Raw genomic sequence first — 25,253 nt, 5'->3', positions numbered from 1 at the left:
TAACATTAACAAACATAAACAATCAAAAGTAAAATCCACAAAAAAATCCTTATCATTTTAATGATAAGGATTTTTAAATATTGTTAAGTAAAATACTACTACAATTCTTTAAAAATTGCGTGCATCATTCTCTTTTTATCGTTTATACTTTCTTCTAAAGCAATCATAGTTTCTGTTCTATTAACTCCAGGAACATCGTCTATTTGATATATAATGTCTTTCGCATCATTTGTTCCTTTTGCTCTAACTTTACAGAAAATATTATATTTACCTGCTGTAACGTAAGCAACAGTAACATTAGGTATGTTTCTTAAATTTTCTATAACGCTTTGTGTCATAGATGTTTTCTCTAAATATACACCAACATGCGCTATAAAAGAATAGCCCATTTTTTCGTAGTTAAGTGTTAAAGTAGAACCTTGAATAATACCTTCATCCTCCATCTTTTTTACACGAACGTGAATGGTTCCTGCAGACACTAATAATTGTTTTGCAATATCTGTAAATGGTGTTCTAGCATTTTCTATTAAAATGTCTAAGATTTGATGATCTATTTCGTCTAAAATAAATTTTTTCATAATTTGTATATTATTCAATTATAATCGCAAATTTATAAATTTAATTTAAGAGAACAATGAAAAAAATGAGAAATATCTAATATTTTTAGCTTTCGAAAACGATTTCGTGGTGTCCAATTTTGCCTTTTAAGCTTTTTTCTTCAATTTTTACCAATGTTGAAACTAACTCATCATCAACAATTTGATCTTTATATTGATAGGCAATATCCTTCTTTTTATCAGAAAATCTATGAATTACATCATAAAAGTCTTTTGCATTGTTTGGAATATTAAAGTAGTCTTTATATTCACTAAAATCGGTGGTAACGGCGATATGATACAATCCTTGTAAAATAGCATAAAAAGTATATTCTCTAGAAACTTCTCTTACATAATCATCTGGATAATGCCCAGATTCTATCAATATAGTATTGTAACCTAACTTTTGAAAGTTATCTCCGGTAGCTGTTGGATAAAACTCATCTGTATATCTACCAATATAATCAGGAATCATTTTTTGTAAAACGGCATTCATAGCCACAATTACATTCATGGTTTCTTTTCTACCATCTGTTAACGCCCTTGTTACTTCTTCTGAAGGTGCTAAAAATGATATTGTTGCAGGATTCTTTGTATCTTCTACATTAAAAATAGTTCTTTGGTCGTGTAGATTAAAGCAAAACTGCGGATTAAAATCTTCTAAAACCGCTCTTAAGAGCTTACTTTCTTTTGCAATTCGATCTACTGCGTCTCTATTAAGGTCTATATTATTACCATTTACTCTTGTATATACTTCTGCACCGTCTGGATTTAACATAGGTATAAAAACCAATGTACATGCTTCTAAAATCGTTTGTAATTGCGTGTTGTTAGTATTTAAGAAGCAATTAAATAAATCAAATAAAGCTTTGGTACCTGTACTTTCATTTCCGTGCATTTGAGACCATAGCAATATTTTCTTATTTCCAGTACCAATTTTTAATTGATAAATGGACGTTCCTTTTTCTGATGTCCCTATTTCTTGCACAAGAAATTTTGATTCATATTTCTGAAACAAATTTTCTATGTCTTTAAAACGAATCCATTTTCCAGAAATAGAAGTTTCTTTTTGTTCTTTAAAAATGGTTTTCAAAAAATCTATTGCTAACAAGCTCATAATTATTGGTTGTAAAATCTTTGTAAAAATAAAGCAATCACATTTGTAATCAAACTAAAATGTTACAATTGTAAATCACCCAAATGTTACAATTGTAAACCTGATGATTTGTTTACAAAGTTACTTTTGTAAACAATCTTTTTCTTTTTTAACTTAGAAAGCTACTCGATTAAATATCAATATAATAATTTCTTATATTAAAAAAATAAACAATTGAATTTGAGTTAATTACAAGACTCAATTAAAGTTAAACTTCACATATAAAAACACATAATACAACTAGAAATAAATTTACCTTTGTGGTTACAATAATATACTTTACATTTGTAAAACAACAAGTTGTTACAATGATAAACACTGCCAATTTTACAAGTAAACTAAAAAAAGTAATGGAACATCATCAACTTTCGGCATCTACGTTTGCGGATAAAGTTGGTGTGCAACGCTCTAGCATCTCTCACATATTATCGGGTAGGAATAAACCTAGTTTAGATTTTATATTAAAAGTAACATCAGAATTTAACGACGTAGATATTAATTGGCTCTTAAAAGATGAAGGTGTTTTTCCTAAAAATGCAGTTCATAAAATTAAACAGCATACGCCTTCTTCTTCTTCTTCTTCTTCTTCTTCTTCTTCTTCTTCTGCTCCTACTTTATTTTCTTCAGAAAAAAATAACAACGGAAAAAATATTCAACGAATTGTTGTTTTTTATGATGATGGTACTTTTGAAGAATATCAAAAATAATTTTACGTTTACTTTTCGTTTTAAACAAAAAACTAATTTTTACAGCAAAATTATATAAATAGTATATTTTAGTACTTATGAATAAAATTGATATAAGAACAGTAAATGTTGTTCAGTATTTACAACCTTTAAGAGAAGGTGGTTCTTTACCTGCAATTGTAAAAGCAGATGATGGTTTTTTATACGTTTTAAAATTTAGAGGAGCTGGACAAGGTACCAAAGCTTTAATTTCTGAATTTATTGGTGGTGAGCTTGCTAGAGCTTTAAACTTGAAAGTGCCAGAACTAGTATTTATGAATTTGGATGATTCTTTTGCTAAAACAGAACCCGATGAAGAAATACAAGATTTATTAAAATTTAGTGTGGGTTTAAATTTAGGACTTCATTTTTTGTCTAGCGCAATTACCTATGATCCTTTGGTTTCTACAGTTGATGCTTTTACGGCATCTAAAGTTGTATTATTAGATAGTTTGATAAGTAATATCGATAGAACAACAAAAAACACAAACTTACTACATTGGAATAATGAACTTTGGGTAATTGACAATGGTGCTAGTTTTTACTTTCATCATAATTGGAGCACTTGGCAAAATCATTTATCAAGAACGTTTCCGTTAATTAAAGACCATGTACTTTTAGCAAAAGCAACAAAATTAAAAGAAGCTGCTCTAGAAATTAAAAAAGAAATAAACGAATCTATAATAATGGAAATAGTTTCTACAATTCCGGAAGATTGGCTAAAAAATGAAGGTGAAGTTTTAAAACCTAACGAAATAAGAAATGCATATATTACTTTTTTAAACGCAAAATTAAATATGTTAGATTCATTAGTAAAAGAAGCAGAAGATGCAAGATAGATTTACATTTGAATACGCAATCATACGAGTTGTACCTAAAGTAGAACGCGAAGAGTTTTTTAACGTGGGTGTAATTCTATTTTCTAAAAGAAAAAAGTTTTTAGGAATTAAATACCACATCAATCCAAACAAATTAAAAGCACTTGCCCCTGAAATTGATATTGATTTTTTAAACAAATATTTAGCAGCTTGGGTGCAAATTTGTGAAGGCAATAAAGCAGGAGGGAAAATTGGTGAATTTGAAATTGCAGATAGATTTAGATGGCTTGCAGCTTGTAGAAGTACCATTATACAAAGCTCTAAAACGCATCCTGGTTTATGTGAAAATCCAGAAGATTCTTTAAATGATATTTTTAAGAAATTTGTAATGTAAGTTATAACAGCTTAAAACCCTGCTTAAATAATTATTGATTTAACGATGCCTCAATTTCAAAAGCAACTTGCATCAGGATTAAGCTTCACAATTATCTAATATTTTTGATAAAAAAATCTAGAATATATTTTTGTCTTAACCGCATCAAAAATAACCTACTACCGTACAAAACTTTTACTAAAACCTGTTAGCGCATTTACTTTTACAATTAAGAACTATTTTTTGATTCTTAACCTAACTAACAAACAAGTCTAGCCCTGATTGTAGCGTTTGTTTGAGCTCTTTTTTCTTTTTCAGAAAAAAAGCGAGTGCGAAAAGCAGGAAATAGCTTCTAAAAAAATGTTTATAAATGGCCAGCTATTAAATTATTTTTGACTGTAACTTCTGGGACTTTAAAATTGAAATATTTTGACAACGGAATTTCGAAACCTTTGTGATTTAAATAATTATTTAATGCAATATTTAATCCTTCGCTATAAAGATGATGCTCTGCTCCTGTTGGGTCTTCGTGAAATAAATCGTTTTCTGCAAAGCCTTCAAACTTTGGTCCTGTAATTTTAATTTTAAATTCTTCAGGATTTTTACCTACCGGACTATGACTGGTACATGCAAATTGATGCCAAAAAGCAGATTGGATACAATTGTTATAAAATAATTGTCTTACAACTTCTAAAGAATCGATGGTTTCTTGTGCTGTTTCTGTAGGAAAACCAAACATCAAATAAGCATGAACCATTATATTTTGATCGGAAAACGCTTTAGTTACTCTGGCTACTTGGCCAATGTCTACTCCTTTTTTCATTTTTGCTAACAACCTATCAGATGCAACTTCTAAACCACCAGTTACTGCAATACAACCAGATTTTGATAAAAGAGCACACAGTTCTGGCGTAAAAGTTTTTTCGAATCTAATATTTGTCCACCAAGTTATAAATACTTTTCGTTCTAATAACTTATTAGCCAGTGCTCTTAACATTTTTGGTGGTGCTGCTTCGTCTACAAAATGAAAACCTGTAATACCTGTTTCTGTAATTATCTTTTCAATTTTGTTTACCAAATCGTCTGCAGTTGTATTTTGATAATTACCGATATAATCTAAAGTAACATCACAAAATGAGCATTGTTTCCAATAACAACCATGCGAAATAGTTAACTTATTCCATTTACCATCAGACCACATTCTATGCATCGGAATCATAACATCTAAAAAAGACAGATATTTTGCTGTTGGTAACCCAACATAACTTGGTGCTGGTAAATTTTTATGATGAAAAATTGTATTCGGAATTTTATCTGCATAAATCACTTTATTATCTCTACAAATAAAGGTTCTTTCTAAAGACTCCTCTCCTATTTTATTTTCTAAATACTCTGTAATTCTTAATAACGGCCCTTCACCATCATCTAAAGTTATGAAATCTACGTAATTAAAAATACGTGTGTCTGTTAATCGCCTAAGCTCTGTATTGCAATATCCGCCACCAAAAGCAACCTTAATTGTTGGGTAGTTTTCTTTGATAAATTGCGCACATCTTAGTGCCGAAAATAAGTTACCCGGAAACGGAATGGTAAAACAAACCAAATTATAAGCATCTTGCTGCAATTGTTCTTCTAACAAATACAACATTTCGTCTTCTATTAAAGTGGTTTCATATTGCAAACATTCTTCTAGCGTATTAAAACTAGATGCTGCTCTACCAATTTGTTCTGCATAACGGGTAAATGAAAAAAACTCGTCTACGTTAGTATTTATAAAATCGCCCAATTCTTCTACAAATAAGGTGGCAATGTGTTTTGCTTTGTCTAAAATACCTAGTTTACCAAATTCTACAGATAAATCTTTATTTAGTTTGATACGCCTGTGCCCATGTGGTAAAAAATCTTTGTGTACAATTTGATAAGCTGCAGTAACTTCTTGTAAACGTAAATAATTCATTACAGTATCTACTTTATCTATATATGCTTCTCTTTGTTGCCAAACTAAAGGCAATGACATATTACCAAGCATTTCTGCTTGTTTAAAAATTGCATCTATAAATTCTTTTGTAAAAACACTTGTAAATAACTCGATACTTAAATCTAGTTGCTTTGTTTTAACACCTTTAGAATCTAAAAAACCTTTAATATATGCCGTAGCAGGATAAGCAGTATTTAACTGTGTAAATGGCGGAGTAATTAAAAGCGCGTTCGTAGACATCTAATTTATTAAAGTGCAAAGATACTACCTCGATTATAATTACTGTTTAAATTTTTAATGCTTTTTCTTAAGGTTGGTTTTCTAGCAAAAACAGATATTTATACTAGAATTCTGTGCAAAATAAAAACAACTTAATTTTAAAGAGAAACCCTAACCTTCAAGAAATTAAAAATGAAACCCTAAAACTATCAGATCCTGAAGTTACCAAGAAAAAAGCCGTTTTTGCATATCATTAAGCTCTGACATAGAAATGAAACTAACTTGTTTCATAATAAATAATTCTTAATGTATCGTTATATTTTAAAATTGAAAAGAGAAATTTTCTATGGATGATAGCCTCCTTTTTTCTCTGATATATTTCTGAATTAAAAAGTAGTAGTTTTGCAAACTAAATTTTTAGAACTCACATATCAAAAGCATTTAATCAAAAATTTATTTTGCACGAAGAAAGTCATAATTATAGAATACAATGTTACAAATGCATGAGACCAAACAGCACTTGTATTTGTAAACACATCCGCTCTTTTAAGACAAAAACTCGTTTTGTCATTTTAATGCATCCAAAAGAATATAAAAAAGAAAAAAACGGAACGGGAATTATGACAAAACTTCAATTAAATAATGCAGAAATAGTTGTTGGTGTAGACTTTACCAACAATAAGCGAATTAATAACATAATTGCCAATAAAGAAAATTCTTCTTTCCTGTTATACCCCGGTAAAGAGAGTTTTAATTTATCTACCAGAAAAAAAACAGAAATAGAAAGTCTTTTACTTAAAAATCCTCATATTTTTATTCTGGATGGTACTTGGCCTTGTGCAAGAAAAATGCTTAAACTTAGTAAAAACTTACAGAAATTAAGTAGAATAAGTTTTGATAACAAAATAAAGTCTAAATTTATTATCAAACAACAGCCAGAATCACTTTGTCTTAGCACTATAGAGTCTGTTTTTACAGTTTTAAATTTACTTAAAAAAGCAGAAATTGAGGATTGTGACACTTCTAATTTTCTAGTTCCTTTTGAAAAAATGATTGCACATCAACTTGATTATTTATTAAACCCAAAAAGTAAAAATTATCTTCCGGAAGCTAGTAAGATTATAACTCCTAAAAATAGTTACAAAAAAGAAACACAAAGAAGTATTATTTACGAGCAAGAGTAATTTATTTTACTAAATATATTTTTTAGCTCTTTTTAAACTTTAAAAAAACAAGACGCTAACATCTTATATAAATCTGGGTGTTTTCTTTGCATTAGCTTAGGTCTTTCAAAAAAATACTCTCCGGCAACGGCTAAAAATTCAATTTCAGAGGTACCTCCATAATTCCTAATATCAGAATCATCATTATTAATTTCTTCGATTTTTTTATGAATTAGCTGTAAATAAGGTATTGTATATTGCTTATCTAGCAAAACTTCTGGAATACCATCAATAACACCATCCGATTTATCGATAAGATGAATAAACTCATGAATTGCTGTATTTCCTTTATCCGTTTTATTATGAAAACCATGATGTAGTGCTTTTCTTGATAAAATCATTTGATTTTCAAACCTACCTGTACCAACTAAACCACCTATATTTCTGTGTGTTACCTTAGCGTCAAACTGTAAATTATCATCAAAATAATCTGGATAAATTAATACCGTTGTTAAATTTGTATAATGCCAAGAAGAAAATCTAAATACCGGAATTACAGCACTGGCAGCAACTAACAATGTATCTAATTCTTCTATTTTAAACTTGATAGCTCTAATATGAACGGTTGCTAAAAAGCGTGACATTTTTTCTCGAAAAAGTTGTTGTTCTTTTTCTGTTAGCTTTTGATAAAATAAAACGTTATCTCTTAAAATATTGTGCCAATGATTGGGCACAAATACTTTTTCTTCGGATTTAATAACTCTTTTTTTATTACTTATTATAGTAAAAATTAAAAGTATGAGTAATAAAGAGATTGCAATAATATAAAGCATTCAACTATTTTTTATAAAAAATATTATAAGAGTCCAGTCATTGCCTCTTTTACAATAGCAATATTTCTATCTTTATTTGTATTTGTAGATTTTTCTTGCTCTTGTATTATTGATCTCATTAAGTTGATTACCACTTTATCGAAACTAAACTTTTTATATTGATTCCCTTTGGCTACCATGTCTTCTACTAAATTTTGAATTGCCAACATATTGTTACTTTTAGAAATCATTTTAAAAGCTTTTTCATACATAACTTTTGTTGGGCCTTGGCCAGATAAAAACATACCAGAGACAACACTTTTTGCAATAAATGGCAATTCTGTTTCATCTTTAGACTCAATAAATATTTGGGTTAACGGTGTTGCCAATATTTTACGAACATCGTCTGGTAATTCTTTCGATTTTTTTAAAGCCAAATCTTTATCTATGTAATACATCGCAACTAAAGATTTCCCCAAAACTGCATACGATTCACTTTGCAAACCTTTAGTAAAAATAGATTTTAATTCTGGGTCTGTTAATTTCCCTAAAGTTTCTATAGCTGCGGCTTTAACCAATGTTTTTGAATCATTATTTGCTAATTGCATAATTTTTCGAATGGCATCTTTCTTAGAGAATTTATTAATTAAATCGATATTCTCTAAAGCCAATACTCTAATTTTATATGATGAATCATCTAATGCCGCAACAACAGCGTTAAACGCAACCTTGTCATCTTGTTTTTTAGCAACTTCTAAAAGTGCTTCTCTTCGATGCATAAAATGTGTCGCATTTTTTAACTGAAAAATATAATCACTTAAAACTTTATTTTCATTAAATTCTGCTAGTAAAACACCATCAGAATTTATCTGAATTAAATCTGGCATTGTGTTAAAAGGAAATGTAAATGATGCTTCATTTTTTTCTACAAAAACAGTTTCTCTTCTGCGTTTAGAACCTTCAAAAATATCTAATGTTAAAGGAAACTGAAAGCTTTCTGACTGCAATTGTAAAACGTTTACTGTTACAGTTTTTCTTAACTTATTATAATCATAAGAAACATCTATTTTTGGATGATTTGCACCAAAATACCATTGATTAAAAAACCAGTTTAAATCTTTACCCGTTACTTTCTCGAATACTAAACGCAATTGATGTGCCTCTGCTGCCTTATATTTATAGTCATTTAAATACGTTTTTAAGCTTTCGAAAAACGCTTTGTCTCCAACATAATTTCTAAGCATGTGCAAAATAGCGCCACCTTTGTTATAGCTTACCAAATCGAACATATCTTCTTTGTCTAAATAATTAAAACGTACCAAATCTTTATCAGACTCCTGACCTTCTAAATATAAACTAACATTAGAATGCATGTACATTTCTGCTGCTTCTTGTCCGTATTTGTATTCTTGCCACAAGTACTCACTGTAATTAGCAAAAGACTCGTTAAGCGTTAAATTAGCCCAACTTTCTGTTGTTACTAAATCGCCAAACCAGTGATGAAAAAGTTCATGAGCTATGGTGTTTTCGTGTGTGTTTTCGTCGATTAATTGCCCAGGAGTTTGATATGCTTGTTCGCCATGTACTACTGCTGTTGTGTTTTCCATTGCACCAGAAACATAATCTCTTACAACCATTTGACTATATTTATTCCAAGGATAAGCAACGCCTAATTTTCCTGAAAAGAATTGCATCATTTCTGGTGTATTACCAAAGATGTCTTTGGCGTATTTTGCATATTCTTTTTCTACATAATAATTTACCGGAATATTGTTATAAGAATCTTTTACTATTTCGAACTCACCAACACCCATAAAAAACAAATAAGGCGCGTGCTTTTGATCCATTTTCCAATAATCTGTTCTTAAATTGCCATTATTTGTTTGACTTACAAGTGCTCCGTTAGATAAAGTAACATATTTATTAGGAACTGTAATGTAAATTTCTTGAGTAGTTTTTTGATTAGGAGCATCAATTGTTGGAAACCAACAACTGCTTCCTTCTGTTTCACCTTGTGTCCAAATTTGGGTTGGCTTATTTTTATCAGCACCATCAGCATTTATAAAATACAAACCTTTTGCACTAGTAATTGCCGCACTACCTTTTTCTTTAACTTTTTCTGGTCTTGCGATATATTTTAAATAAATCGTAAATTTTTCTTCTTTCGTATATTTTTTTGGAAGTTTAATTACAATTTGAGCATCATCATAATCGTAATTTAATTGCGTTCCGTTAAGAGAAATTTCGTCAAACAACATTGCTTTTGCATCAAGTGTAAAAACATTTGTGGCATAAAAATGAGGTTTTGCAGTAACCCAAGCTTCTCCGTTTAATTCTTTTTTATCAAAATTAAAATTAACTTTTAGTTTTGTATGAATTAAATTGTGTGTTTTTTCTCTTTCTGCCCTATAAATGGCAGTATTTTGCGAGAAACTTATGGTGCTTATTGAAAGAAATGCAAATAAAATCCAAATTTTAATCTTCATAAATAATATATTCTTCTAAACTTCAAAAATACTAAATATGAAGATAGAACGTGTTAATGAGCAGTTAAATTCAAAAAACGTACCAAAGGCTGCATAAAAAAACCTCAATTTCTTTCGAAATTGAGGTTTTTTTATAAGTTTAAAATGCTATTTATTTGTTAAACATCTTAGAAAACTGTTTTAAAGAAGCGCTGTCTCCGTCTACATTTACGCTATTTAGCATATCAATTATCTTTGAAGGGTTCATATTTTCTCCTAATAATCTTGCTACACCTACTCCGGCTTCTTTACCGTATCCAAAAGCGATAACTTCGTCTATAGAATTTGTATCACCAGAATAGTATACTTTTACATTCATTCCTTTTGCCTTCATAGACATTAGGCTTTTGTAAGTATCGTTATTAGTAAATATCTTTTTTAATTTTCCTTTTTCAGTTTCATAAGCAACAGAATTATCTGCAGTTTTAGGTAAAAAAGCTATGTTAATTTTTTTGATACTTTTCATGGTTTCTTTTACATCATCAGAAACATCAGAATTTGCAGTTAATAAAGAACTTACTGGTAAATCGCCCGTATAAAAATCTTCTTTACCGCTGGTATCTACTAAATAACTTTGTAATGATTTATCGTTTTTACATGAACTTGTAAAAACTAGCACAAAAAGTAAGGAAAGTATGGTTGTTAATTTTTTCATTGATTTTAGTTTTAAAAGGTACAATCTAATTTTTAGCAAACTAGATTGTACATATTTTATATTATTTGTTTGCAAAAGTATCTGCTAGATCAGACATTTTATTAATATCTATGTTACCTGTTAAAGAAACAATAACTGCTTCTGACATGCCATTCGTCTTTTTATCGATACCTTTAATAAACATTAAAACTTCATTTACAAAATCTTTGTTTTTAGATGCTTTTACATAAATCTTAACTCTAGAATCGTCTTCTTTTATTCGCATTAACTGTGTTAAGTTTTGTTTTTTAATAGAAGCATTTACCATACTTTCCATTTTATTTGCAATAGCCTTGTCTTCTGTAGAAAACATTTTAAATTCTTTTAATTCTTGTATCATTTGAAACACTTTCATCTCATCGCTATCTTTAAATTTTTCTGAATTAAATTTAGACAGTATTTCAAATGCGTCTTTGGTAACAACTACCATATCTACTTCTTTTATATCTTCTAAAGAATCATATAAAGACTGCGCATTGCTTAACATAGGTGTTACTACAAATGCTATTAATAATAATATTTTTTTCATCATTTCTTGTTTTACTTGGTTTTACTAATATTTACTTGGTTTATCTTAAAATCTTTTTTACTGAATTATCATAAGTATGTAAAGTTGCAACTGCTTGTTCTCCTTTTTTTAAGTTTTTAGACAATAATTTTAGTCCTTTACTTACTTCTGCATAAATTTTTTCGGCTTCTTTTCTTTCTTGATATTCACTGTATTGCTGTTTACCAACAAATACACTAAATAATAAGACTACAGATGCTGCAACAGACAACCATTTAAAGTTTTTCTTTTTAGATTTTTTAGTTTCTAACTTAATGGTTTTTGTATACGTTTCATCTTTCGACACAGAAAAGTAGGTAAACATATAAGCATACTCTTGCAAATGTTGTGCTACATCACCTTCTTTAAAATAGTTTCTTAAGGTTGCCTCTTCTTGCAAAGTAGTTTCTGCGTTTTCGTACTTTTCTATTAATTTTTCTATGTTAGCTAACTCCATAGTTGTGTTTTTTAATTAATTGTTCTCTAATTGTTTTTCTTGCTCTAGATAATGCCACTCTTACAGCGGTTGGTTTCATATCTACCATTTTACAAATCTCATCAAAATCATATTGTTCTATATCTCTTAACTGAATAATAATTTTTTGTTGTTCTGGCAACCTTTCTATCAATTGGTGCACTTGGTTTACACTGTCTTGATGTTCTAGTTTTTTATCTAAAGACGTTTCTTTCTCTTTATAATTACTATGTACTAATGTTAAATTACTTGCTTGTTTAGATTTTAGTCTATCATAACAATAATTTTTTGTCATTGTCATTGCAAATGCTTCTACATTTTTATAACCAGCTATTTTATCCTTACTACGCCACAACTTAAAAATAAGCTCTTGTGTAGCATCTTCGGCTTCTTCTGTAGATACCAATAATCTTTTGGCTAATCTAAAGACCTTATCCTTAAAGGGTAAAACAACTTTTAAAAAGTCTGATTGGTTCATTTTAATTTGGTTGATTAGTAGTAAACCACTTAATTAAACTTATTTTATTATTGGGTTTACAATACTACGACGAGCAACAATATATTTTGTTACACAAGAATTTAAAAATAATACTATTTCTATTTATATTGCGTTAGATTATTAAAACAATTCTTATTTTTTTATAAATGAAAAACCTCTTAAAACTCTTTTATTTTAGCACAATTACTTTATTATTTATCAATTGTTCTAAAGAATATCAATTACCCGAAAATTTAGTTGTACACGATTTTGTTTGGAAAGGTTTAAATGCATATTACTTACATCAAGATCAAATTGCTGATTTATCTGACAGACGCTTTAACTCAGACCAACAATTAAATGCTTATTTAAGTGGTTTTACAGATTACAACACACTTTTTTCTAGTTTACTATTAAATACAGATACAAAATCTAAACTTGTTGAAGATTTAACAAATTTAGATATGGATATACCTAGGTCTGCATTTGTAAACGGAATGGAATTTGGTATCATTGCACAACCAAACACTACTACAAATACTGTTATTGGTTATATAACGCATATTTTGCCAAATTCAAACGCAGCAACAAAAAACTTAAAAAGAGGTGAGTTTTTTAACGCTGTAAACAACATTATATTAACAGAAGATAATTATTTCGATTTATTAATAAATGGAGATACATCTTATACTTTAAATATGGTAGAATTTGATGGAACTACTGTTACACCAAATGCCAAAACCGTTGCTTTAGAAAAAGAGAATTACGATTACGATACCACATTTTTAGAGAAAACTTTTAGTATAGGTTCAAACAATATTGGTTATTTAATGTATAACAACAACCTATCTAAATTATCAATTAACAATTTAAATAACACTTTCTTAAGTTTTAAAAATCAAAATATTAACGAATTAGTTTTAGATTTAAGATATAATATTTCTGGTGGTAGTTTTGCTAAGAATATTACAAATTTGGCAACCATAATTACCGGACAATTTACAGATGAAATTTTTATAAAAGAAGAATGGAATTCGAAAGCACAACCTTGGTTTTTAGAAAATCAACCAGATTCTTTAATTACTAAATTCCCTGCTAAGCTTAATACTACAACAGATTTTAATAGTTTAAACCTAACAGATATTTATATAATTTTAAATGGAAACAACTTTTCTGGCTCTTCTGCAATAGAATTATTAATAAACAGCCTAAACCCATATATAAATGTTCATATTATAGGCACAAATACAAGTGGTAACAATACAGGTTCTATAACTTTATACAATTCTCAAGACTATGATATCGAACTAAAAAACGAAACCCATACAGTAGCTTTACAACCAGTGGTGTTAAGTTTTTACAATAAAGACGACCAAACCTATAACGAGGGGTTTACACCAACAATTGCAACTTGTCCAAATGAAGATATTTTAAATCTAGGTGTTATAGGTGAAAGATCAGAACCTATTTTAGATAAAGTATTAGAATATATTTCAACAGGAAATCTTGGTACAAATGTTACCTGTAATCCTAATAATTTTATGTATTTATTTAACTCATTAGATTTGCAAAGAGAATTTGATAATGGTGTATTTATTAAACAAGATTTACCTAACACATATTAATATGAAAAAATATTTTTTAACAAGTTTACTATCCTTATTAGTTTTAACTGCATCGTGTAGCAAAGAAGAAGTCAACAATCAAATTCCAGAAGAAGTTGAACAATTTATTGTTACCACAGATGATGAAATAAATTATTTTATTTGGAAAGGATTAAACTTGTATTATTTATGGCAAGAAGATGTGCCTGATTTAGCTGATAACAGATTCAATAATTTTGAAGGTTTATACACTCATTTTAGACAATATGACTCTCCAGAAGCTACTTTTAATAGTTTATTAAGTGATCCAGGAGTTGTAGATCGTTTTTCTTGGATTGTTGATGATTATGTTGCTTTAGAAAACTCTTTTCAGGGAATTAATTTAAGTACTGGTCTAGATTTTGGTTTAGTAAGAGATGTAAACAGTGCCACAAAAATATTTGGCTACGTAAGATATGTAATTCCAAACTCTAGTGCTGCAACAGCTGGTATAACAAGAGGTTCTTATTTTAGTACTGTAAACGGAATTCAATTAACAGATTCCAATTTTAGAGATTTGTTATTTAATGATGATGCATCGATAACATTAGGTTTTGCAGATTATAATGAAGGTAGCCCTGTAGCTAATAACAGTACTGCTGTTCTTGAAAAAACAGAAGTGCAAGAAAACCCAATAGCAGTTTCTAAAGTAATTACAGATGGAAATCAAAAAATTGGTTACTTAATGTACAATCAATTTGCTAGCAGTTACGACCAAGATTTAAATGCAGTGTTTGCAAATTTTAAAGCAGAAGCTATTAATGACTTAATTATAGATTTAAGATATAATGGTGGTGGATCTACTAACACTGCAGGGTATTTAGGTAGCATGGTAACTGGTCAATTTATAGGAGAAGTATATTCTAAAGAAGTATGGAATAACAAAGTTCTAAGCGCATTTTCTTCAGATAATTTTACGAATAATTTCCCTACAAAAATTACAAAAACAGATGCAAATGATAATATTGTTGTTGATGAGGCTATAAATAGTTTAAACCTATCTAGAGTATATTTTATAGTTTCTGGTAGTTCTGCATCTGCATCAGAATTAGTTATAAATGCTTTAGATGCATACATAGATGTAAAAATTGTTGGTACAACAACTGTTGGTAAACAAGTAGGTTCTATTACTTTATATGATTCTGATAATTTATTTAGAAGTGGAGACAATTTAAATACAGATCACACATATGCAATGCAGCCATTAGTTTTAGAAATTACCAATAAAGATGGTAAAAACTATCCTAACGGAATTATACCTGGAACAAATTTTACAGGTATTAATTTAAGTGAAAATATTGGCAACTTAGGTGTTTTAGGTGAAAGATCAGACCCTTTATTAGATAGAACTTTAGAATATATTTCTACAGGCGCTAAATCATCAGCAAAAACAAAAGATTTTATTAAAACCGAAGAAATATTTAATTCTAAATTGGCTACACCAGCAAAGAATAATATGTATTCCGAATTAAAATAATAAATTAAAAATCCAGCTTAATTGCTGGATTTTTTTTGCTAAATATTTAAATTTTCTGCTTCTTCAGCAGAATCTTCCATTTCTTGGTCTGTAAGAATATCTGGTCTAAATTCACTCATCTTCTCTTCTTCTTTAGATTTAGCATAATTAAATCCAGATTTCCACCATTTTTTCATTAACTTTTTATCAAAAACCAAAGAGTTCGTAGTTAAAACCGTTGGGGTATAATATAAGTTAAGTTTAATATCTTTATTTGAAGCAGCTAATTTACCAATGGTAATATTATGCCTTTCTACGTGTACCAGCATAAAATCCATAACATCAAATAATAAAGAAAACGGGTTTTTTGCAGGCAATCTATTAATTTGAGTAACCTCTGTTTCTAAAATAATAGCATCAATTTCTGTGGCTCCTCTTAAAATTGCTTCTCTGATTGGTATTAAAGAACCAAAGCCACCATCTGCGTACTGACAATGATTTTTTTCTAATAAACTCATAAAAGGAACATAATTGCAAGAACCCCAAATCCAATCGCAAAAATCTTCATAACTACAATCGTTAATCGATTTATATTCTATTTGGTTCGCGGTTAAATTAGAAACAGTCACAACAACTTCTTTATTTGCAGCTCTAATTTTAACGTACATTTCTTTAGTAACATTTTTCTTAATTAAAGACCTTAAATTTTTACTTTCTCCAAAGGTTTTTCTACCATTTAAAAAATTCCAAAATGTATTTAAGTGATTGATGCTAATTACTTTTTCACCTGCAACTTTTCTAATTTTAAAAGGATTGTTACTAAAAATAGTTTCTTGATTAACATTGGTATACAACTCTTTAAGTTCATCTAACATATCCATAGCTAAATGAGATACCATTAAACTTCCTGTAGAGGTACCTAAAAACAAATCGTATTTTTTGTTCTCATGTTTCATTAAGTACTGCGCAACACCTCCTGCAAATGCTCCTTTACTTCCTCCACCAGAAATTACCAATGCTTTTTTCATTATCAATTATGATTTGATTACTTTAGTCGTATAAAAATATCAAAAATGAGAAGAATATTCGGTATTATTTTAATTTTACTTTTTTTAATCTCTTGTAAGCAAGAGTATCAGCCAAGAAATCTAAGCTCTATTTCTATAGAAGAATATAAAATTGATGATACTAGTATAAGAGCAATTCAAGTTATAGACTCTACAACAGTTGTTTATGCTGGCTCTAACGGAACCATAGGAACCACTATAGATAACGGAGAAAATTGGTCTATTCTAAATATAAAATATCAAGATTCTATAATTCCAAATTTTAGAAGTTTAGCTTTTAATGGTTCTGATTATTTTGCATTATCTATTGCCAATCCTGCATTGCTATATAAAATTTCTGATATGGAAGCAACTTTACAATACGTAGAAGAAGATACTAAAGTTTTTTATGATGCGATTGCTTTTTTTGATGATAATAAACACGGTATCGCGGTTGGTGATCCTACAGAAAATTGTGCTTCCATTTTAATTACTGATGATGGCGGAGAAACTTGGCATAAAATTCCGTGTGAAAATTTACCTGAAATAGAAGAAGGCGAAGCTTTTTTTGCGGCAAGTAACACCAATATTAAAACGGTTGGTAGCACTGTTTATATTGCTTCTGGTGGTAAAAAATCTAGAATTTTAAAGTCTAATAACTTCGGAAAAACATGGCAAATATTTGAAACACCGATAATACAAGGTAACGGACCACAAGGAATGTATTCTATTGATTTTTATGATAATAATAACGGAATTGCAATTGGAGGAGATTATTCAAAACCATTAGAAAATAAGGCAAACAAGGCAATTACTTCAGATGGTGGTAAAACTTGGACTTTAATTGCAGATTCTAAAAACCCTAATTATAAAAGTTGCATTCAATTTGTGCCAAATACTAACGGAAAAGAAGTTTTTGCTGTTGGTAAAACCGGAATTTCTTACTCTAAAGATGGCGGATTGACTTGGAAAAAAGTGTCTGATGAGAATTATTATACCATTCAATTTATAAATAAAAATACTGCTTGGTTAGGTGGTGCTAATAAAATTGGAAAACTTGAATTATAAATTAATTTTAAGAAGCATATTTATCTTAGGAACTTCGCTCCTATTATTCAATTGTAATAATACATCAGACTTAAAACAAAACCTTAGTTGTAATGAGATTTATTTTAACAATTTAAAAGAATTTTCGGATGCTAAAAATAACTTTAAAATAAGTTTACCTAACAACTGGAAAACAAGCACTTTTACAGACAATTATCAATCTTCTATTTATACAGCAGACACAACAAAACAGCTTACAAAGAGCTTGCTTTTAGATGTAAATTTTATCAATAATTCCATACAAATAGATGATATTTTTAAACTAAAAATAGAGCACGAAAACCTTACAAATAAACTAATTCAAAAAAAACAAAAAGAAATTATTTTTTTAAATAGAAAAAGTTATTACGTAATTTCTATTGGTAAAAAACAAAAATTTAAATACAAATCTTTACAAGTATTTGTACCTTTAAATAAAAGTAGTTCTTTGGCTATTAAAGCAGAAATTTATGGCGATTCTTTGGTAGAAAAAAGAATATGTAAAGCTTTAACTTTAATAGACAAAATTAAAATTGAACAGTAAATGATTGATAAAAAACATATTACAGATAGATTTATAAAGTATGTAACTATAGATACAGAATCTGACCCAAATAACCCAGCTTTTCCGAGTACAGAAAAACAATGGGATTTAGCTAAGGTTTTGGTAGAAGATTTAAAAAAAATAGGAATGCAAGATGTAGATTTAGATGAAAATTGCTACATCATGGCAACTTTACCAAGTAATATAGAACATAGAGTACCTACAATTGGTTTTGTAGCTCATATTGATACAAGTCCAGATTTTACAGGTAAAAACGTAAAACCACAAATAGTAGAAAATTACCAAGGAAATGATATTCTTTTAAATGAAGAAAAAAAAATCGTTTTATCTCCAGATTATTTTGAAGATTTACTACAATATAAAGGTCAAACCATAATTACTACAGACGGTACAACTTTATTGGGTGCCGACGATAAAGCAGGTGTAACAGAAATTGTTACTGCCATGGAATATCTAATTAAACATCCAGAAATTAAGCACGGTAAAATTAGAATTTGCTTTACCCCAGATGAAGAAGTTGGTAAAGGAGCACACAAATTTGATGTAAATAAATTTGACGCAGAATGGGCTTACACCATGGATGGAAGTCAAATTGGAGAACTAGAATTTGAAAATTTTAATGCTGCAAGTGCAAAAGTTACTATTACTGGTAAAATTGTTCATCCCGGTTATGCAAAGGGAAAAATGATAAATTCGCTAAAAATTGCGAATGATTTTATGGCTGCTATTCCGCAAGAAGAAGTACCAGAAAAAACAACCGATTATGAAGGTTTTTTTCATTTACATGACATGTCTGGTAATGTTGAAAAAACAGTTTTAGAATATATTATTAGAGATCATGATTTAGATTTATTTGAAAAAAGGAAATATTTAATGCAAAAAATTGCTTTTGATTTTAATGAAAGATTGGGACAAGATTTAATTGAAGTTTCTATAGAAAATCAATATTTTAATATGCGAGAAAAAATTGTACCCGTAATGCATATTGTAGATTTGGTTGAAGAGGTAATGAAAGATCTAAAAATTACACCCATTATAAAACCGATAAGAGGTGGTACAGATGGCTCTCAATTATCATACAAAGGATTACCATGCCCAAATATTTTTGCTGGCGGTCATAATTTTCACGGAAGATACGAATATATTCCTGTAGAATCTATGGTAAAAGCTACTGAAGTAATTATTGGAATAGCAGAAAAAGTTGTAGAAAAAAATACATAAAAAAAAGTCTCTAGTTACCTAGAGACTTATATCATAGCATATGCTATAAAGTAAATTTTTAATAATAAAGCCCCTAATCTCTATTAAAAACTATTTACTAATACAAACTTAGTGAATTTTATTTACTAAAACTACATTCTTTAAAATAATTCAGGGTTTTTCCCCTTAATATTCTTAAAAAAACTCTTAAAATTATCAAAATCCTTCTCTAAATGGTCCGTTGGGTAATAAGGTTCAGAAATTTTAACTGTCTTATTTTCAAAATCTAACGTTGCCATAACTATCGGTACATTTGCTCCTTTTGCAATATAATAGAATCCTGTTTTCCATTTTTCTACTTTTTTACGAGTTCCTTCAGGTGAAATTCCTAATCTAAATTCTTCTTTAGAATCAAAAATTTTAATGACTGCATCAACCATATTATTACTTTTAGATCTATCTACCGGAGTACCACCTAGAATTCTAAAAAAATAACCAAACGGCCATTTAAAAAGTGAGCTTTTCCCTATAAAATGAATCATCATTCCTTGACTCATTCTTGTTAAAATTGCTATAGGAAAATCTACCCAGCTAGTATGTGGTGCTGCAATTACAATATATTTTTTTGGCTCTTTCGGAAAACCATTTTCAATTTTCCAACCCAAAATAGTATGTAAAATAAATTTAGATAATGTTTTCAAATAGCTCTAATAAGTTAATTGTTTACAAAAACCTAAAGTAAAGGTTTTTTGTTCTTTTTATAAATGATAAATTTAAGGACTTAATTCGACATGATGACAGAAATAATCATATACTTAATAATTGCAGTGTTTTTTTTAATTATTGGCTTTTTTATTGGAAAATTAATTTCAAAAATTAATTTTGAGAAAGAAAAATCTATATTAGAAAAAGAAAATGCTATGTTAGAAGAAAGATCTATTAGGTTATCTCAATCTAAAGAAACTTTAGAAAATAACTTTATAGAAAATCAGCAAGAATTAAAAAATAATCAACAAGAAAAAGAAAGACTTATCACTATAACGTCAAAACAAGAATCTGAAATTGATAATTTGCAACAAAAATTAGCAGAAAACAAAGGAGAAATTGAGAATTTACAGCAGAAATTTACAAAAGAATTTGAAAATTTAGCGAATAAAATTTTAGATGAAAAATCGAATAAATTTACGGTTCAGAATAAAGAGAATATTCAAAATATATTAAATCCTCTACAAGAAAAAATTAAAGGATTTGAAGATAAGGTTGAAAAAACTCATAAAGAAAGCATTGATTATCATGCAGCTTTACGTCAGCAAATTCTAGGCTTAAAAGAGCTAAACCTTCAAATGAGTAAAGAAACCATCAACCTAACAAAAGCCTTAAAAGGAGATAATAAAGTTCAAGGTAATTGGGGGGAGCTTGTTTTAGAACGAGTTTTAGAAAAATCTGGCTTAGAAAAAGATCGAGAATATTTTGTTCAGCAAAGCTTTACCAATGATGATGGAAAAAGGGTTTTACCCGATGTTGTTATACATTTACCTAATAATAAAAAAATGATTATTGACTCTAAAGTTTCTTTAGTAGCTTATGAACAACACGTAAATGAAGAAGACGAAAATTTAAAACAAACTTTCTTAAACGAACATGTAAACTCTTTAAAAAGACACATTTCGCAATTAAGTGATAAAAAATACGAAGACTTGTATAAAATCGAATCTCCAGATTTTGTATTGCTTTTTATTCCTATAGAACCCGCTTTTGCAATAGCTTTAAATGAAGACACACATTTATATAATAAAGCTTTCGACAAAAATATTGTTATTGTTACACCTTCTACCCTTTTAGCTACTTTACGTACAATAGATACTATGTGGAATAATGAAAAACAACAACGAAATGCACTTGAAATAGCGAGACAAGCCGGAGCTTTATATGATAAATTTGAAGGTCTATTAAATGATTTAATTGGCATTGGTAAAAAAATTGATGACAGTAAAAAGGAATATTCTAATGCCATGAACAAATTAGTAGATGGTAGAGGAAACCTTATTAAAAGTGTACAGAAATTAAAAGAAATGGGCGCTAAAGCCAAAAAATCTATTCCAAAGAATTTATTAGAACGCTCTAAAGAAATCTAATTTTATTTCTTTTGAGTTACTATTTAATCTTTATTAGTTAATGTATCTGTTCTAATAAAATTAATTTTGAGGTACTATAACTTAAAACAAAAATAGTATGTCAAATAAAGAAAGACCAAGTGCCGAAAATGTAACAAAAGGAAACTCTGGAGATGTTCATGAAAGAGGTTTACATCCTTTAAAAGGAACTGTAAAAAAAGGATATAAAGATACTGATAGCAATAAAGATAGATTGAAAGGAGAAGATAAAGATAAACTAAAAGATCAAGTTCATAGTGCTACTGATGACAATGATAAGGTAGCTGATAAAATTCAAAATTCTGAAAAAGACAACTAACATTTCATATGAGTTATTCTTTTAATTGATACCGGCAATAAACTGTATATAAACTCTTTAAGTTTGTACTAATATTAACCAATACTAGAAATAGTATATAAAACAGATATTATGAATACAGATACAAATGAAGGTAAGTTGAAACAAATAAAAGGTGAATTTAAAGAAGAATTTGGTAATATTACCAATGATAAATCTACCGAAACAGAAGGTAAATTTGATAAACTGGTTGGTCAAATTCAAGAAAAATACGGTGAAACTCGTGAAAAAATAGAAAAAGAAGTTAAAAGTTGGTAAAACCTCCTTTTAAATAGAAAACATAAAAAAAGCATCAAGAAGTTATTCTTGATGCTTTTTTTATAAATATTAAAAGAAAATTACATTACAAATAATCTTCTTGCGCTCATCATATCAGAAACACGTTCACCTATATCATGCAAAGCCTCTTCATTATCTGCATTATTTATAGCTTCATCTATAAAATCTACAACAGCTTTCATGTCTTCTACTTTTAAACCTCTTGTTGTAATTGCTGGTGTACCAACTCTAATACCAGAAGTTACAAAAGGAGATTTATCATCAAAAGGAACCATGTTCTTATTAACTGTTATATCTGCTTTACCTAAAGCTATTTCTGCATCTTTACCAGAAATATTTTTATTACGTAAATCTATTAACATACAATGGTTATCTGTACCACCAGAAATAATATTATACCCTTTAGCTACAAATTCTTTAGCCATTGCTGCAGCATTTTCTTTAACTTGAATTTGATATTCTAAAAACTCATCTGTTAATGCCTCGCCAAAAGCAACCGCTTTTGCAGCAATAACATGCTCTAAAGGCCCACCTTGATTACCTGGAAAAACAGCAGAGTTTAATAAAGTAGACATTTTTTTAGGTTTTCCACTTTTTAAAGTTTCACCAAAAGGATTGTCAAAATCTTTACCAATCATTATCATTCCACCTCGTGGTCCACGTAAAGTTTTATGAGTTGTTGTAGTAACAATATGACAATGTGGTAATGGATCGTTTAAAATTCCTTTAGCAATTAAACCTGCCGGATGAGAAATATCTGCCATTAAAATTGCCCCAACACTATCTGCAATTTCTCTAAAACGTTTAAAATCGATATCTCTAGAATATGCAGAAGCACCAGCAATTATAAGTTTTGGTTGTTCTTTAGTAGCTACTTCTTGAATTTTATCATAATTTAAAACTCCCGTTTCTTCATCTACCCCGTAAAATGTTGGGTTGTATAATTTACCAGAGAAATTTACAGAAGAACCATGAGTTAAATGTCCACCGTGCGATAAATCGAAACCTAAAATAGTATCACCAGGTTTTAAACAAGCAGCAAAAACTGCTGTGTTTGCTTGAGAACCAGAATGCGGCTGCACATTTACATATTCTGCACCAAATAATTCTTTTGCTCTATCAATTGCTATTTGCTCTACAATATCAACTATTTCACAACCGCCATAATATCTCTTTCCAGGATATCCTTCAGCATATTTATTCGTTAAAATAGAACCTTGAGCTTGCATAACTTGATCGCTTACAAAGTTTTCTGAAGCGATTAATTCCAAACCATTTAATTGTCTTTCTTTTTCTTCCTGAATAAGGTCAAAAATTTGATTGTCTAATTGCATTGTAATTGTTTTGAATAAGTATCAAATGTAACAAAAAACATAATCCTATTAAATAACTTTTTCGTATATTTTTAAAGAACTTATCAAGATTTATACAATTCAAAAAAAAGCATTGTTAAAAATAAGTTATTCGTTAAATTTCATTTTAAAGATGAGAAAAAATTGCATAAATTTGAACAAAATAAAGATTTTTATAAGATGATCATAACAGCAAATAATCCGAATAGAAAATCATGGTTAAAGGTAGAAGAAGATTCAGATTTTCCGATACAAAATATACCATTTGGGGTTTTTATTACAAGAGATGATATTATTACAATAGGTAGTAGAATTGGCGATTTTGCTATTGATCTAGGCGCTTTACACCAATTAGGATATTTTGAAGGAATACCATTAACCGATGATATCTTTTTACAAGATAATTTAAATGATTTTATTGCAGATGGTAGAAAAACTTGGCGTTTGGTAAGAAATAAAATTGCAGAAATTTTTGATGTAACCAATGGAAATTTAAGAGATAATGCAAACCATAAAGATAAAATTATCTTTAGGATGGATGAAGTTGAAATGCTTTTACCTGTTTCTGTAGGAGATTATACAGATTTTTACGCAAGTAAAGAGCACGCAACAAACGTTGGTTCTTTATTTAGAGATCCAGAAAATGCATTATTACCAAACTGGCTTCACATTCCTATTGGTTACCATGGTAGAAGTTCTTCTATAGTACCTTCTGGTACACCAATTAGAAGGCCTTTGGGGCAAACAAGACCTGCAGAAGGCAGTAAAACTCCTGGTTTTGGGCCATCTAAGTTATTAGATTTTGAATTAGAAATGGCATTTATTACTACGGATGCAAATGTGCTTGGAGATAGAATTCCTATCGAAGAAGCAGAAGAATATATTTTTGGTTTAGTTCAATTTAATGATTGGTCTGCAAGAGATATTCAAGCTTGGGAATATGTACCGTTAGGACCTTTCTTAGGAAAGAATTTTGCGTCTACAATTTCTCCTTGGATTGTAACATTAGATGCCTTAGAGCCTTTTAGAACAGATAATCCAAAACAAGTTCACGAGCCTTTACCTTATTTAAAACAAGAAGGAAAAGGAAGTTATGATATTAATTTGCAAGTTGCTATTCTGCCAGAAAATGGTGAAGAAACAATTGTGGCAAATTCTAATTTTAAATATATGTACTGGACAATGGCACAGCAATTAGCACATCACACTGTTAATGGTTGTCCTGTAGAAGCTGGCGACATGATGGGATCTGGTACAATTTCTGGACCAACAAAAGATAGTTTTGGTTCTATGTTAGAATTAACATGGCGCGGACAAAACCCAATTACTTTAAAAGATGGTACTACACGTAAATTTATAAACGATCACGATACAGTTATTATGCGTGCACATTGTAAAAATGACACCATAAGAATTGGTTTTGGAGAATGTATTGGTAAGGTTTTACCCGCCAAATAAATAACATTTATATTTAGAAACAAAACCTCATTTTTAAGTTAAAAAATGAGGTTTGTTTTTCAATATTAAATACAAGCGCTTAGTTAGAAGATTTTACT

The 25,253-nt window shown here is 29.0% G+C and carries 26 protein-coding genes; 14 read left to right on the top strand and 12 right to left on the bottom strand.

Annotation, left to right across the window (positions count from 1 at the left end):
* Positions 1 to 98 precede the first annotated feature (98 nt).
* Both ACYPV9_RS04645 and ACYPV9_RS04640 read right to left on the bottom strand, forming a co-directional pair.
* Positions 99 to 578 carry an Lrp/AsnC family transcriptional regulator gene (locus ACYPV9_RS04645; RefSeq protein WP_077809232.1) on the bottom strand — a complete coding sequence of 160 codons (480 nt, stop codon included), beginning with the start codon at positions 576 to 578 and terminating at the stop codon, positions 99 to 101.
* 85 nt (positions 579 to 663) lie between these two features.
* Positions 664 to 1,713 (bottom strand): M14 family zinc carboxypeptidase, encoded by a 1,050-nt coding sequence (locus ACYPV9_RS04640; protein WP_299060600.1) that lies wholly within the window; start codon positions 1,711 to 1,713, stop codon positions 664 to 666.
* 347 nt (positions 1,714 to 2,060) lie between these two features.
* Between ACYPV9_RS04640 and ACYPV9_RS04635 the strand changes: the two genes are divergently transcribed.
* The 3 genes from ACYPV9_RS04635 to ACYPV9_RS04625 all read left to right on the top strand — a co-directional run bounded on the left by ACYPV9_RS04635 (position 2,061) and on the right by ACYPV9_RS04625 (position 3,689).
* Positions 2,061 to 2,459, top strand: coding sequence for a helix-turn-helix domain-containing protein (locus ACYPV9_RS04635; protein ID WP_459741944.1), 399 nt, complete (start codon positions 2,061 to 2,063; stop codon positions 2,457 to 2,459).
* 77 nt (positions 2,460 to 2,536) lie between these two features.
* The gene (locus ACYPV9_RS04630) at positions 2,537 to 3,316 is read left to right on the top strand and encodes a HipA family kinase (protein ID WP_459741942.1); all 780 of its coding nucleotides are present in this window, start codon (positions 2,537 to 2,539) and stop codon (positions 3,314 to 3,316) included.
* The gene (locus ACYPV9_RS04625; protein ID WP_459741940.1) at positions 3,306 to 3,689 is read left to right on the top strand and encodes a DUF3037 domain-containing protein; all 384 of its coding nucleotides are present in this window, start codon (positions 3,306 to 3,308) and stop codon (positions 3,687 to 3,689) included. The genes ACYPV9_RS04630 and ACYPV9_RS04625 overlap by 11 nt, the downstream gene beginning before the upstream one ends.
* A gap of 343 nt (positions 3,690 to 4,032) precedes the next feature.
* Here ACYPV9_RS04625 and ACYPV9_RS04620 read toward each other — a convergent pair whose 3' ends face one another.
* Positions 4,033 to 5,886, bottom strand: coding sequence for a B12-binding domain-containing radical SAM protein (locus ACYPV9_RS04620; RefSeq protein ID WP_459741938.1), 1,854 nt, complete (start codon positions 5,884 to 5,886; stop codon positions 4,033 to 4,035).
* A gap of 113 nt (positions 5,887 to 5,999) precedes the next feature.
* On the opposite strand from ACYPV9_RS04620, the gene ACYPV9_RS04615 reads away from it, so the two are divergent.
* Positions 6,000 to 6,122, top strand: a complete 123-nt coding sequence (locus tag ACYPV9_RS04615) for a hypothetical protein (protein WP_459741936.1) — start codon at positions 6,000 to 6,002, stop codon at positions 6,120 to 6,122.
* A gap of 201 nt (positions 6,123 to 6,323) precedes the next feature.
* Entirely contained in the window at positions 6,324 to 7,049 is a 726-nt protein-coding gene (locus tag ACYPV9_RS04610; protein ID WP_459741934.1) for a tRNA-uridine aminocarboxypropyltransferase, read from the top strand.
* A gap of 32 nt (positions 7,050 to 7,081) precedes the next feature.
* Here the strand turns inward: ACYPV9_RS04610 and ACYPV9_RS04605 are convergent, their stop codons facing one another.
* The 6 genes from ACYPV9_RS04605 to ACYPV9_RS04580 all read right to left on the bottom strand — a co-directional run bounded on the left by ACYPV9_RS04605 (position 7,082) and on the right by ACYPV9_RS04580 (position 12,559).
* Positions 7,082 to 7,861, bottom strand: coding sequence for a M90 family metallopeptidase (locus tag ACYPV9_RS04605; protein ID WP_459741933.1), 780 nt, complete (start codon positions 7,859 to 7,861; stop codon positions 7,082 to 7,084).
* Positions 7,862 to 7,884: 23 nt separating this feature from the next.
* A complete protein-coding gene (locus ACYPV9_RS04600; RefSeq protein WP_459741931.1) occupies positions 7,885 to 10,326 on the bottom strand; it encodes a M1 family aminopeptidase in 2,442 nt (813 codons plus the stop codon).
* Positions 10,327 to 10,477: 151 nt separating this feature from the next.
* Complete coding sequence (locus ACYPV9_RS04595) at positions 10,478 to 11,020, bottom strand: DUF4252 domain-containing protein (RefSeq protein ID WP_459741929.1); 543 nt, start codon at positions 11,018 to 11,020, stop codon at positions 10,478 to 10,480.
* A gap of 61 nt (positions 11,021 to 11,081) precedes the next feature.
* Positions 11,082 to 11,591, bottom strand: coding sequence for a DUF4252 domain-containing protein (locus ACYPV9_RS04590; RefSeq protein ID WP_459741927.1), 510 nt, complete (start codon positions 11,589 to 11,591; stop codon positions 11,082 to 11,084).
* A 37-nt stretch (positions 11,592 to 11,628) separates the two neighbouring features.
* A complete protein-coding gene (locus ACYPV9_RS04585) occupies positions 11,629 to 12,063 on the bottom strand; it encodes a hypothetical protein (RefSeq protein ID WP_077809220.1) in 435 nt (144 codons plus the stop codon).
* Positions 12,050 to 12,559 (bottom strand): RNA polymerase sigma factor, encoded by a 510-nt coding sequence (locus tag ACYPV9_RS04580; protein ID WP_299060626.1) that lies wholly within the window; start codon positions 12,557 to 12,559, stop codon positions 12,050 to 12,052. Before ACYPV9_RS04580 ends, ACYPV9_RS04585 begins: the two co-directional genes overlap by 14 nt.
* A 167-nt stretch (positions 12,560 to 12,726) precedes the next feature.
* On the opposite strand from ACYPV9_RS04580, the gene ACYPV9_RS04575 reads away from it, so the two are divergent.
* Together ACYPV9_RS04575 and ACYPV9_RS04570 are read left to right on the top strand one after the other, a co-directional pair.
* The gene (locus tag ACYPV9_RS04575; RefSeq protein ID WP_459741923.1) at positions 12,727 to 14,184 is read left to right on the top strand and encodes a S41 family peptidase; all 1,458 of its coding nucleotides are present in this window, start codon (positions 12,727 to 12,729) and stop codon (positions 14,182 to 14,184) included.
* A 1-nt stretch (position 14,185) separates the two neighbouring features.
* A complete protein-coding gene (locus ACYPV9_RS04570) occupies positions 14,186 to 15,679 on the top strand; it encodes a S41 family peptidase (protein ID WP_459741920.1) in 1,494 nt (497 codons plus the stop codon).
* Positions 15,680 to 15,717: 38 nt separating this feature from the next.
* On the opposite strand, the gene ACYPV9_RS04565 is transcribed toward ACYPV9_RS04570, so the two are convergent.
* The gene (locus ACYPV9_RS04565; RefSeq protein WP_077809216.1) at positions 15,718 to 16,686 is read right to left on the bottom strand and encodes a patatin-like phospholipase family protein; all 969 of its coding nucleotides are present in this window, start codon (positions 16,684 to 16,686) and stop codon (positions 15,718 to 15,720) included.
* 45 nt (positions 16,687 to 16,731) lie between these two features.
* Here ACYPV9_RS04565 and ACYPV9_RS04560 point away from each other — a divergent pair, with 45 nt between their 5' ends.
* The 3 genes from ACYPV9_RS04560 to pepT are packed head-to-tail and all read left to right on the top strand — an operon-like array spanning position 16,732 to position 19,576.
* Positions 16,732 to 17,772, top strand: coding sequence for a WD40/YVTN/BNR-like repeat-containing protein (locus tag ACYPV9_RS04560; protein WP_459741918.1), 1,041 nt, complete (start codon positions 16,732 to 16,734; stop codon positions 17,770 to 17,772).
* Positions 17,762 to 18,334, top strand: a complete 573-nt coding sequence (locus tag ACYPV9_RS04555; RefSeq protein WP_459741916.1) for a hypothetical protein — start codon at positions 17,762 to 17,764, stop codon at positions 18,332 to 18,334. The genes ACYPV9_RS04560 and ACYPV9_RS04555 overlap by 11 nt, the downstream gene beginning before the upstream one ends.
* Positions 18,335 to 19,576 (top strand): peptidase T, encoded by a 1,242-nt coding sequence (gene pepT, locus ACYPV9_RS04550; RefSeq protein WP_459741914.1) that lies wholly within the window; start codon positions 18,335 to 18,337, stop codon positions 19,574 to 19,576.
* 140 nt (positions 19,577 to 19,716) lie between these two features.
* On the opposite strand, the gene ACYPV9_RS04545 is transcribed toward pepT, so the two are convergent.
* Entirely contained in the window at positions 19,717 to 20,256 is a 540-nt protein-coding gene (locus tag ACYPV9_RS04545; RefSeq protein ID WP_459741913.1) for a 1-acyl-sn-glycerol-3-phosphate acyltransferase, read from the bottom strand.
* 93 nt (positions 20,257 to 20,349) lie between these two features.
* Between ACYPV9_RS04545 and ACYPV9_RS04540 the strand changes: the two genes are divergently transcribed.
* The 3 genes from ACYPV9_RS04540 (at position 20,350) to ACYPV9_RS04530 (ending at position 22,324) form a co-directional block, all read left to right on the top strand.
* Complete coding sequence (locus ACYPV9_RS04540; protein WP_459742631.1) at positions 20,350 to 21,690, top strand: DNA recombination protein RmuC; 1,341 nt, start codon at positions 20,350 to 20,352, stop codon at positions 21,688 to 21,690.
* 97 nt (positions 21,691 to 21,787) lie between these two features.
* Positions 21,788 to 22,027 (top strand): hypothetical protein, encoded by a 240-nt coding sequence (locus ACYPV9_RS04535; protein WP_459741912.1) that lies wholly within the window; start codon positions 21,788 to 21,790, stop codon positions 22,025 to 22,027.
* A 111-nt stretch (positions 22,028 to 22,138) separates the two neighbouring features.
* Complete coding sequence (locus ACYPV9_RS04530; RefSeq protein ID WP_459741910.1) at positions 22,139 to 22,324, top strand: CsbD family protein; 186 nt, start codon at positions 22,139 to 22,141, stop codon at positions 22,322 to 22,324.
* Between the two features lie 80 nt (positions 22,325 to 22,404).
* Here the strand turns inward: ACYPV9_RS04530 and glyA are convergent, their stop codons facing one another.
* The gene (glyA, locus tag ACYPV9_RS04525; protein WP_459741908.1) at positions 22,405 to 23,679 is read right to left on the bottom strand and encodes a serine hydroxymethyltransferase; all 1,275 of its coding nucleotides are present in this window, start codon (positions 23,677 to 23,679) and stop codon (positions 22,405 to 22,407) included.
* Between the two features lie 198 nt (positions 23,680 to 23,877).
* Between glyA and fahA the strand changes: the two genes are divergently transcribed.
* Positions 23,878 to 25,155, top strand: coding sequence for a fumarylacetoacetase (gene fahA / locus ACYPV9_RS04520; protein ID WP_459741906.1), 1,278 nt, complete (start codon positions 23,878 to 23,880; stop codon positions 25,153 to 25,155).
* Positions 25,156 to 25,253: the final 98 nt, after the last annotated feature.

It is taken from the genome of Polaribacter sp. OB-PA-B3, from assembly GCF_054589375.1.
The sequence above is the reverse complement of the archived record's forward strand: the minus strand, read 5'-3'. Positions and strand labels throughout refer to the sequence as shown.

What these genes read in the sequence shown, in the direction of transcription:
- ACYPV9_RS04620 (WP_459741938.1), bottom strand. Translation starts at nt 5,886, where the DNA reads ATGTCTACGAACGCGCTTTTAATTACTCCGCCATTTACACAGTTAAAT.
- fahA (WP_459741906.1), top strand. Translation starts at nt 23,878, where the DNA reads ATGATCATAACAGCAAATAATCCGAATAGAAAATCATGGTTAAAGGTA.
- ACYPV9_RS04645 (WP_077809232.1), bottom strand. Translation starts at nt 578, where the DNA reads ATGAAAAAATTTATTTTAGACGAAATAGATCATCAAATCTTAGACATT.
- ACYPV9_RS04600 (WP_459741931.1), bottom strand. Translation starts at nt 10,326, where the DNA reads ATGAAGATTAAAATTTGGATTTTATTTGCATTTCTTTCAATAAGCACC.
- ACYPV9_RS04530 (WP_459741910.1), top strand. Translation starts at nt 22,139, where the DNA reads ATGAATACAGATACAAATGAAGGTAAGTTGAAACAAATAAAAGGTGAA.
- ACYPV9_RS04575 (WP_459741923.1), top strand. Translation starts at nt 12,727, where the DNA reads ATGAAAAACCTCTTAAAACTCTTTTATTTTAGCACAATTACTTTATTA.
- ACYPV9_RS04640 (WP_299060600.1), bottom strand. Translation starts at nt 1,713, where the DNA reads ATGAGCTTGTTAGCAATAGATTTTTTGAAAACCATTTTTAAAGAACAA.
- ACYPV9_RS04625 (WP_459741940.1), top strand. Translation starts at nt 3,306, where the DNA reads ATGCAAGATAGATTTACATTTGAATACGCAATCATACGAGTTGTACCT.
- ACYPV9_RS04565 (WP_077809216.1), bottom strand. Translation starts at nt 16,686, where the DNA reads ATGAAAAAAGCATTGGTAATTTCTGGTGGAGGAAGTAAAGGAGCATTT.
- ACYPV9_RS04580 (WP_299060626.1), bottom strand. Translation starts at nt 12,559, where the DNA reads ATGAACCAATCAGACTTTTTAAAAGTTGTTTTACCCTTTAAGGATAAG.
- ACYPV9_RS04590 (WP_459741927.1), bottom strand. Translation starts at nt 11,591, where the DNA reads ATGATGAAAAAAATATTATTATTAATAGCATTTGTAGTAACACCTATG.
- ACYPV9_RS04560 (WP_459741918.1), top strand. Translation starts at nt 16,732, where the DNA reads ATGAGAAGAATATTCGGTATTATTTTAATTTTACTTTTTTTAATCTCT.
- glyA (WP_459741908.1), bottom strand. Translation starts at nt 23,679, where the DNA reads ATGCAATTAGACAATCAAATTTTTGACCTTATTCAGGAAGAAAAAGAA.
- ACYPV9_RS04635 (WP_459741944.1), top strand. Translation starts at nt 2,061, where the DNA reads ATGATAAACACTGCCAATTTTACAAGTAAACTAAAAAAAGTAATGGAA.
- ACYPV9_RS04630 (WP_459741942.1), top strand. Translation starts at nt 2,537, where the DNA reads ATGAATAAAATTGATATAAGAACAGTAAATGTTGTTCAGTATTTACAA.
- ACYPV9_RS04605 (WP_459741933.1), bottom strand. Translation starts at nt 7,861, where the DNA reads ATGCTTTATATTATTGCAATCTCTTTATTACTCATACTTTTAATTTTT.
- ACYPV9_RS04540 (WP_459742631.1), top strand. Translation starts at nt 20,350, where the DNA reads ATGACAGAAATAATCATATACTTAATAATTGCAGTGTTTTTTTTAATT.
- ACYPV9_RS04595 (WP_459741929.1), bottom strand. Translation starts at nt 11,020, where the DNA reads ATGAAAAAATTAACAACCATACTTTCCTTACTTTTTGTGCTAGTTTTT.
- ACYPV9_RS04585 (WP_077809220.1), bottom strand. Translation starts at nt 12,063, where the DNA reads ATGGAGTTAGCTAACATAGAAAAATTAATAGAAAAGTACGAAAACGCA.
- pepT (WP_459741914.1), top strand. Translation starts at nt 18,335, where the DNA reads ATGATTGATAAAAAACATATTACAGATAGATTTATAAAGTATGTAACT.
- ACYPV9_RS04570 (WP_459741920.1), top strand. Translation starts at nt 14,186, where the DNA reads ATGAAAAAATATTTTTTAACAAGTTTACTATCCTTATTAGTTTTAACT.
- ACYPV9_RS04535 (WP_459741912.1), top strand. Translation starts at nt 21,788, where the DNA reads ATGTCAAATAAAGAAAGACCAAGTGCCGAAAATGTAACAAAAGGAAAC.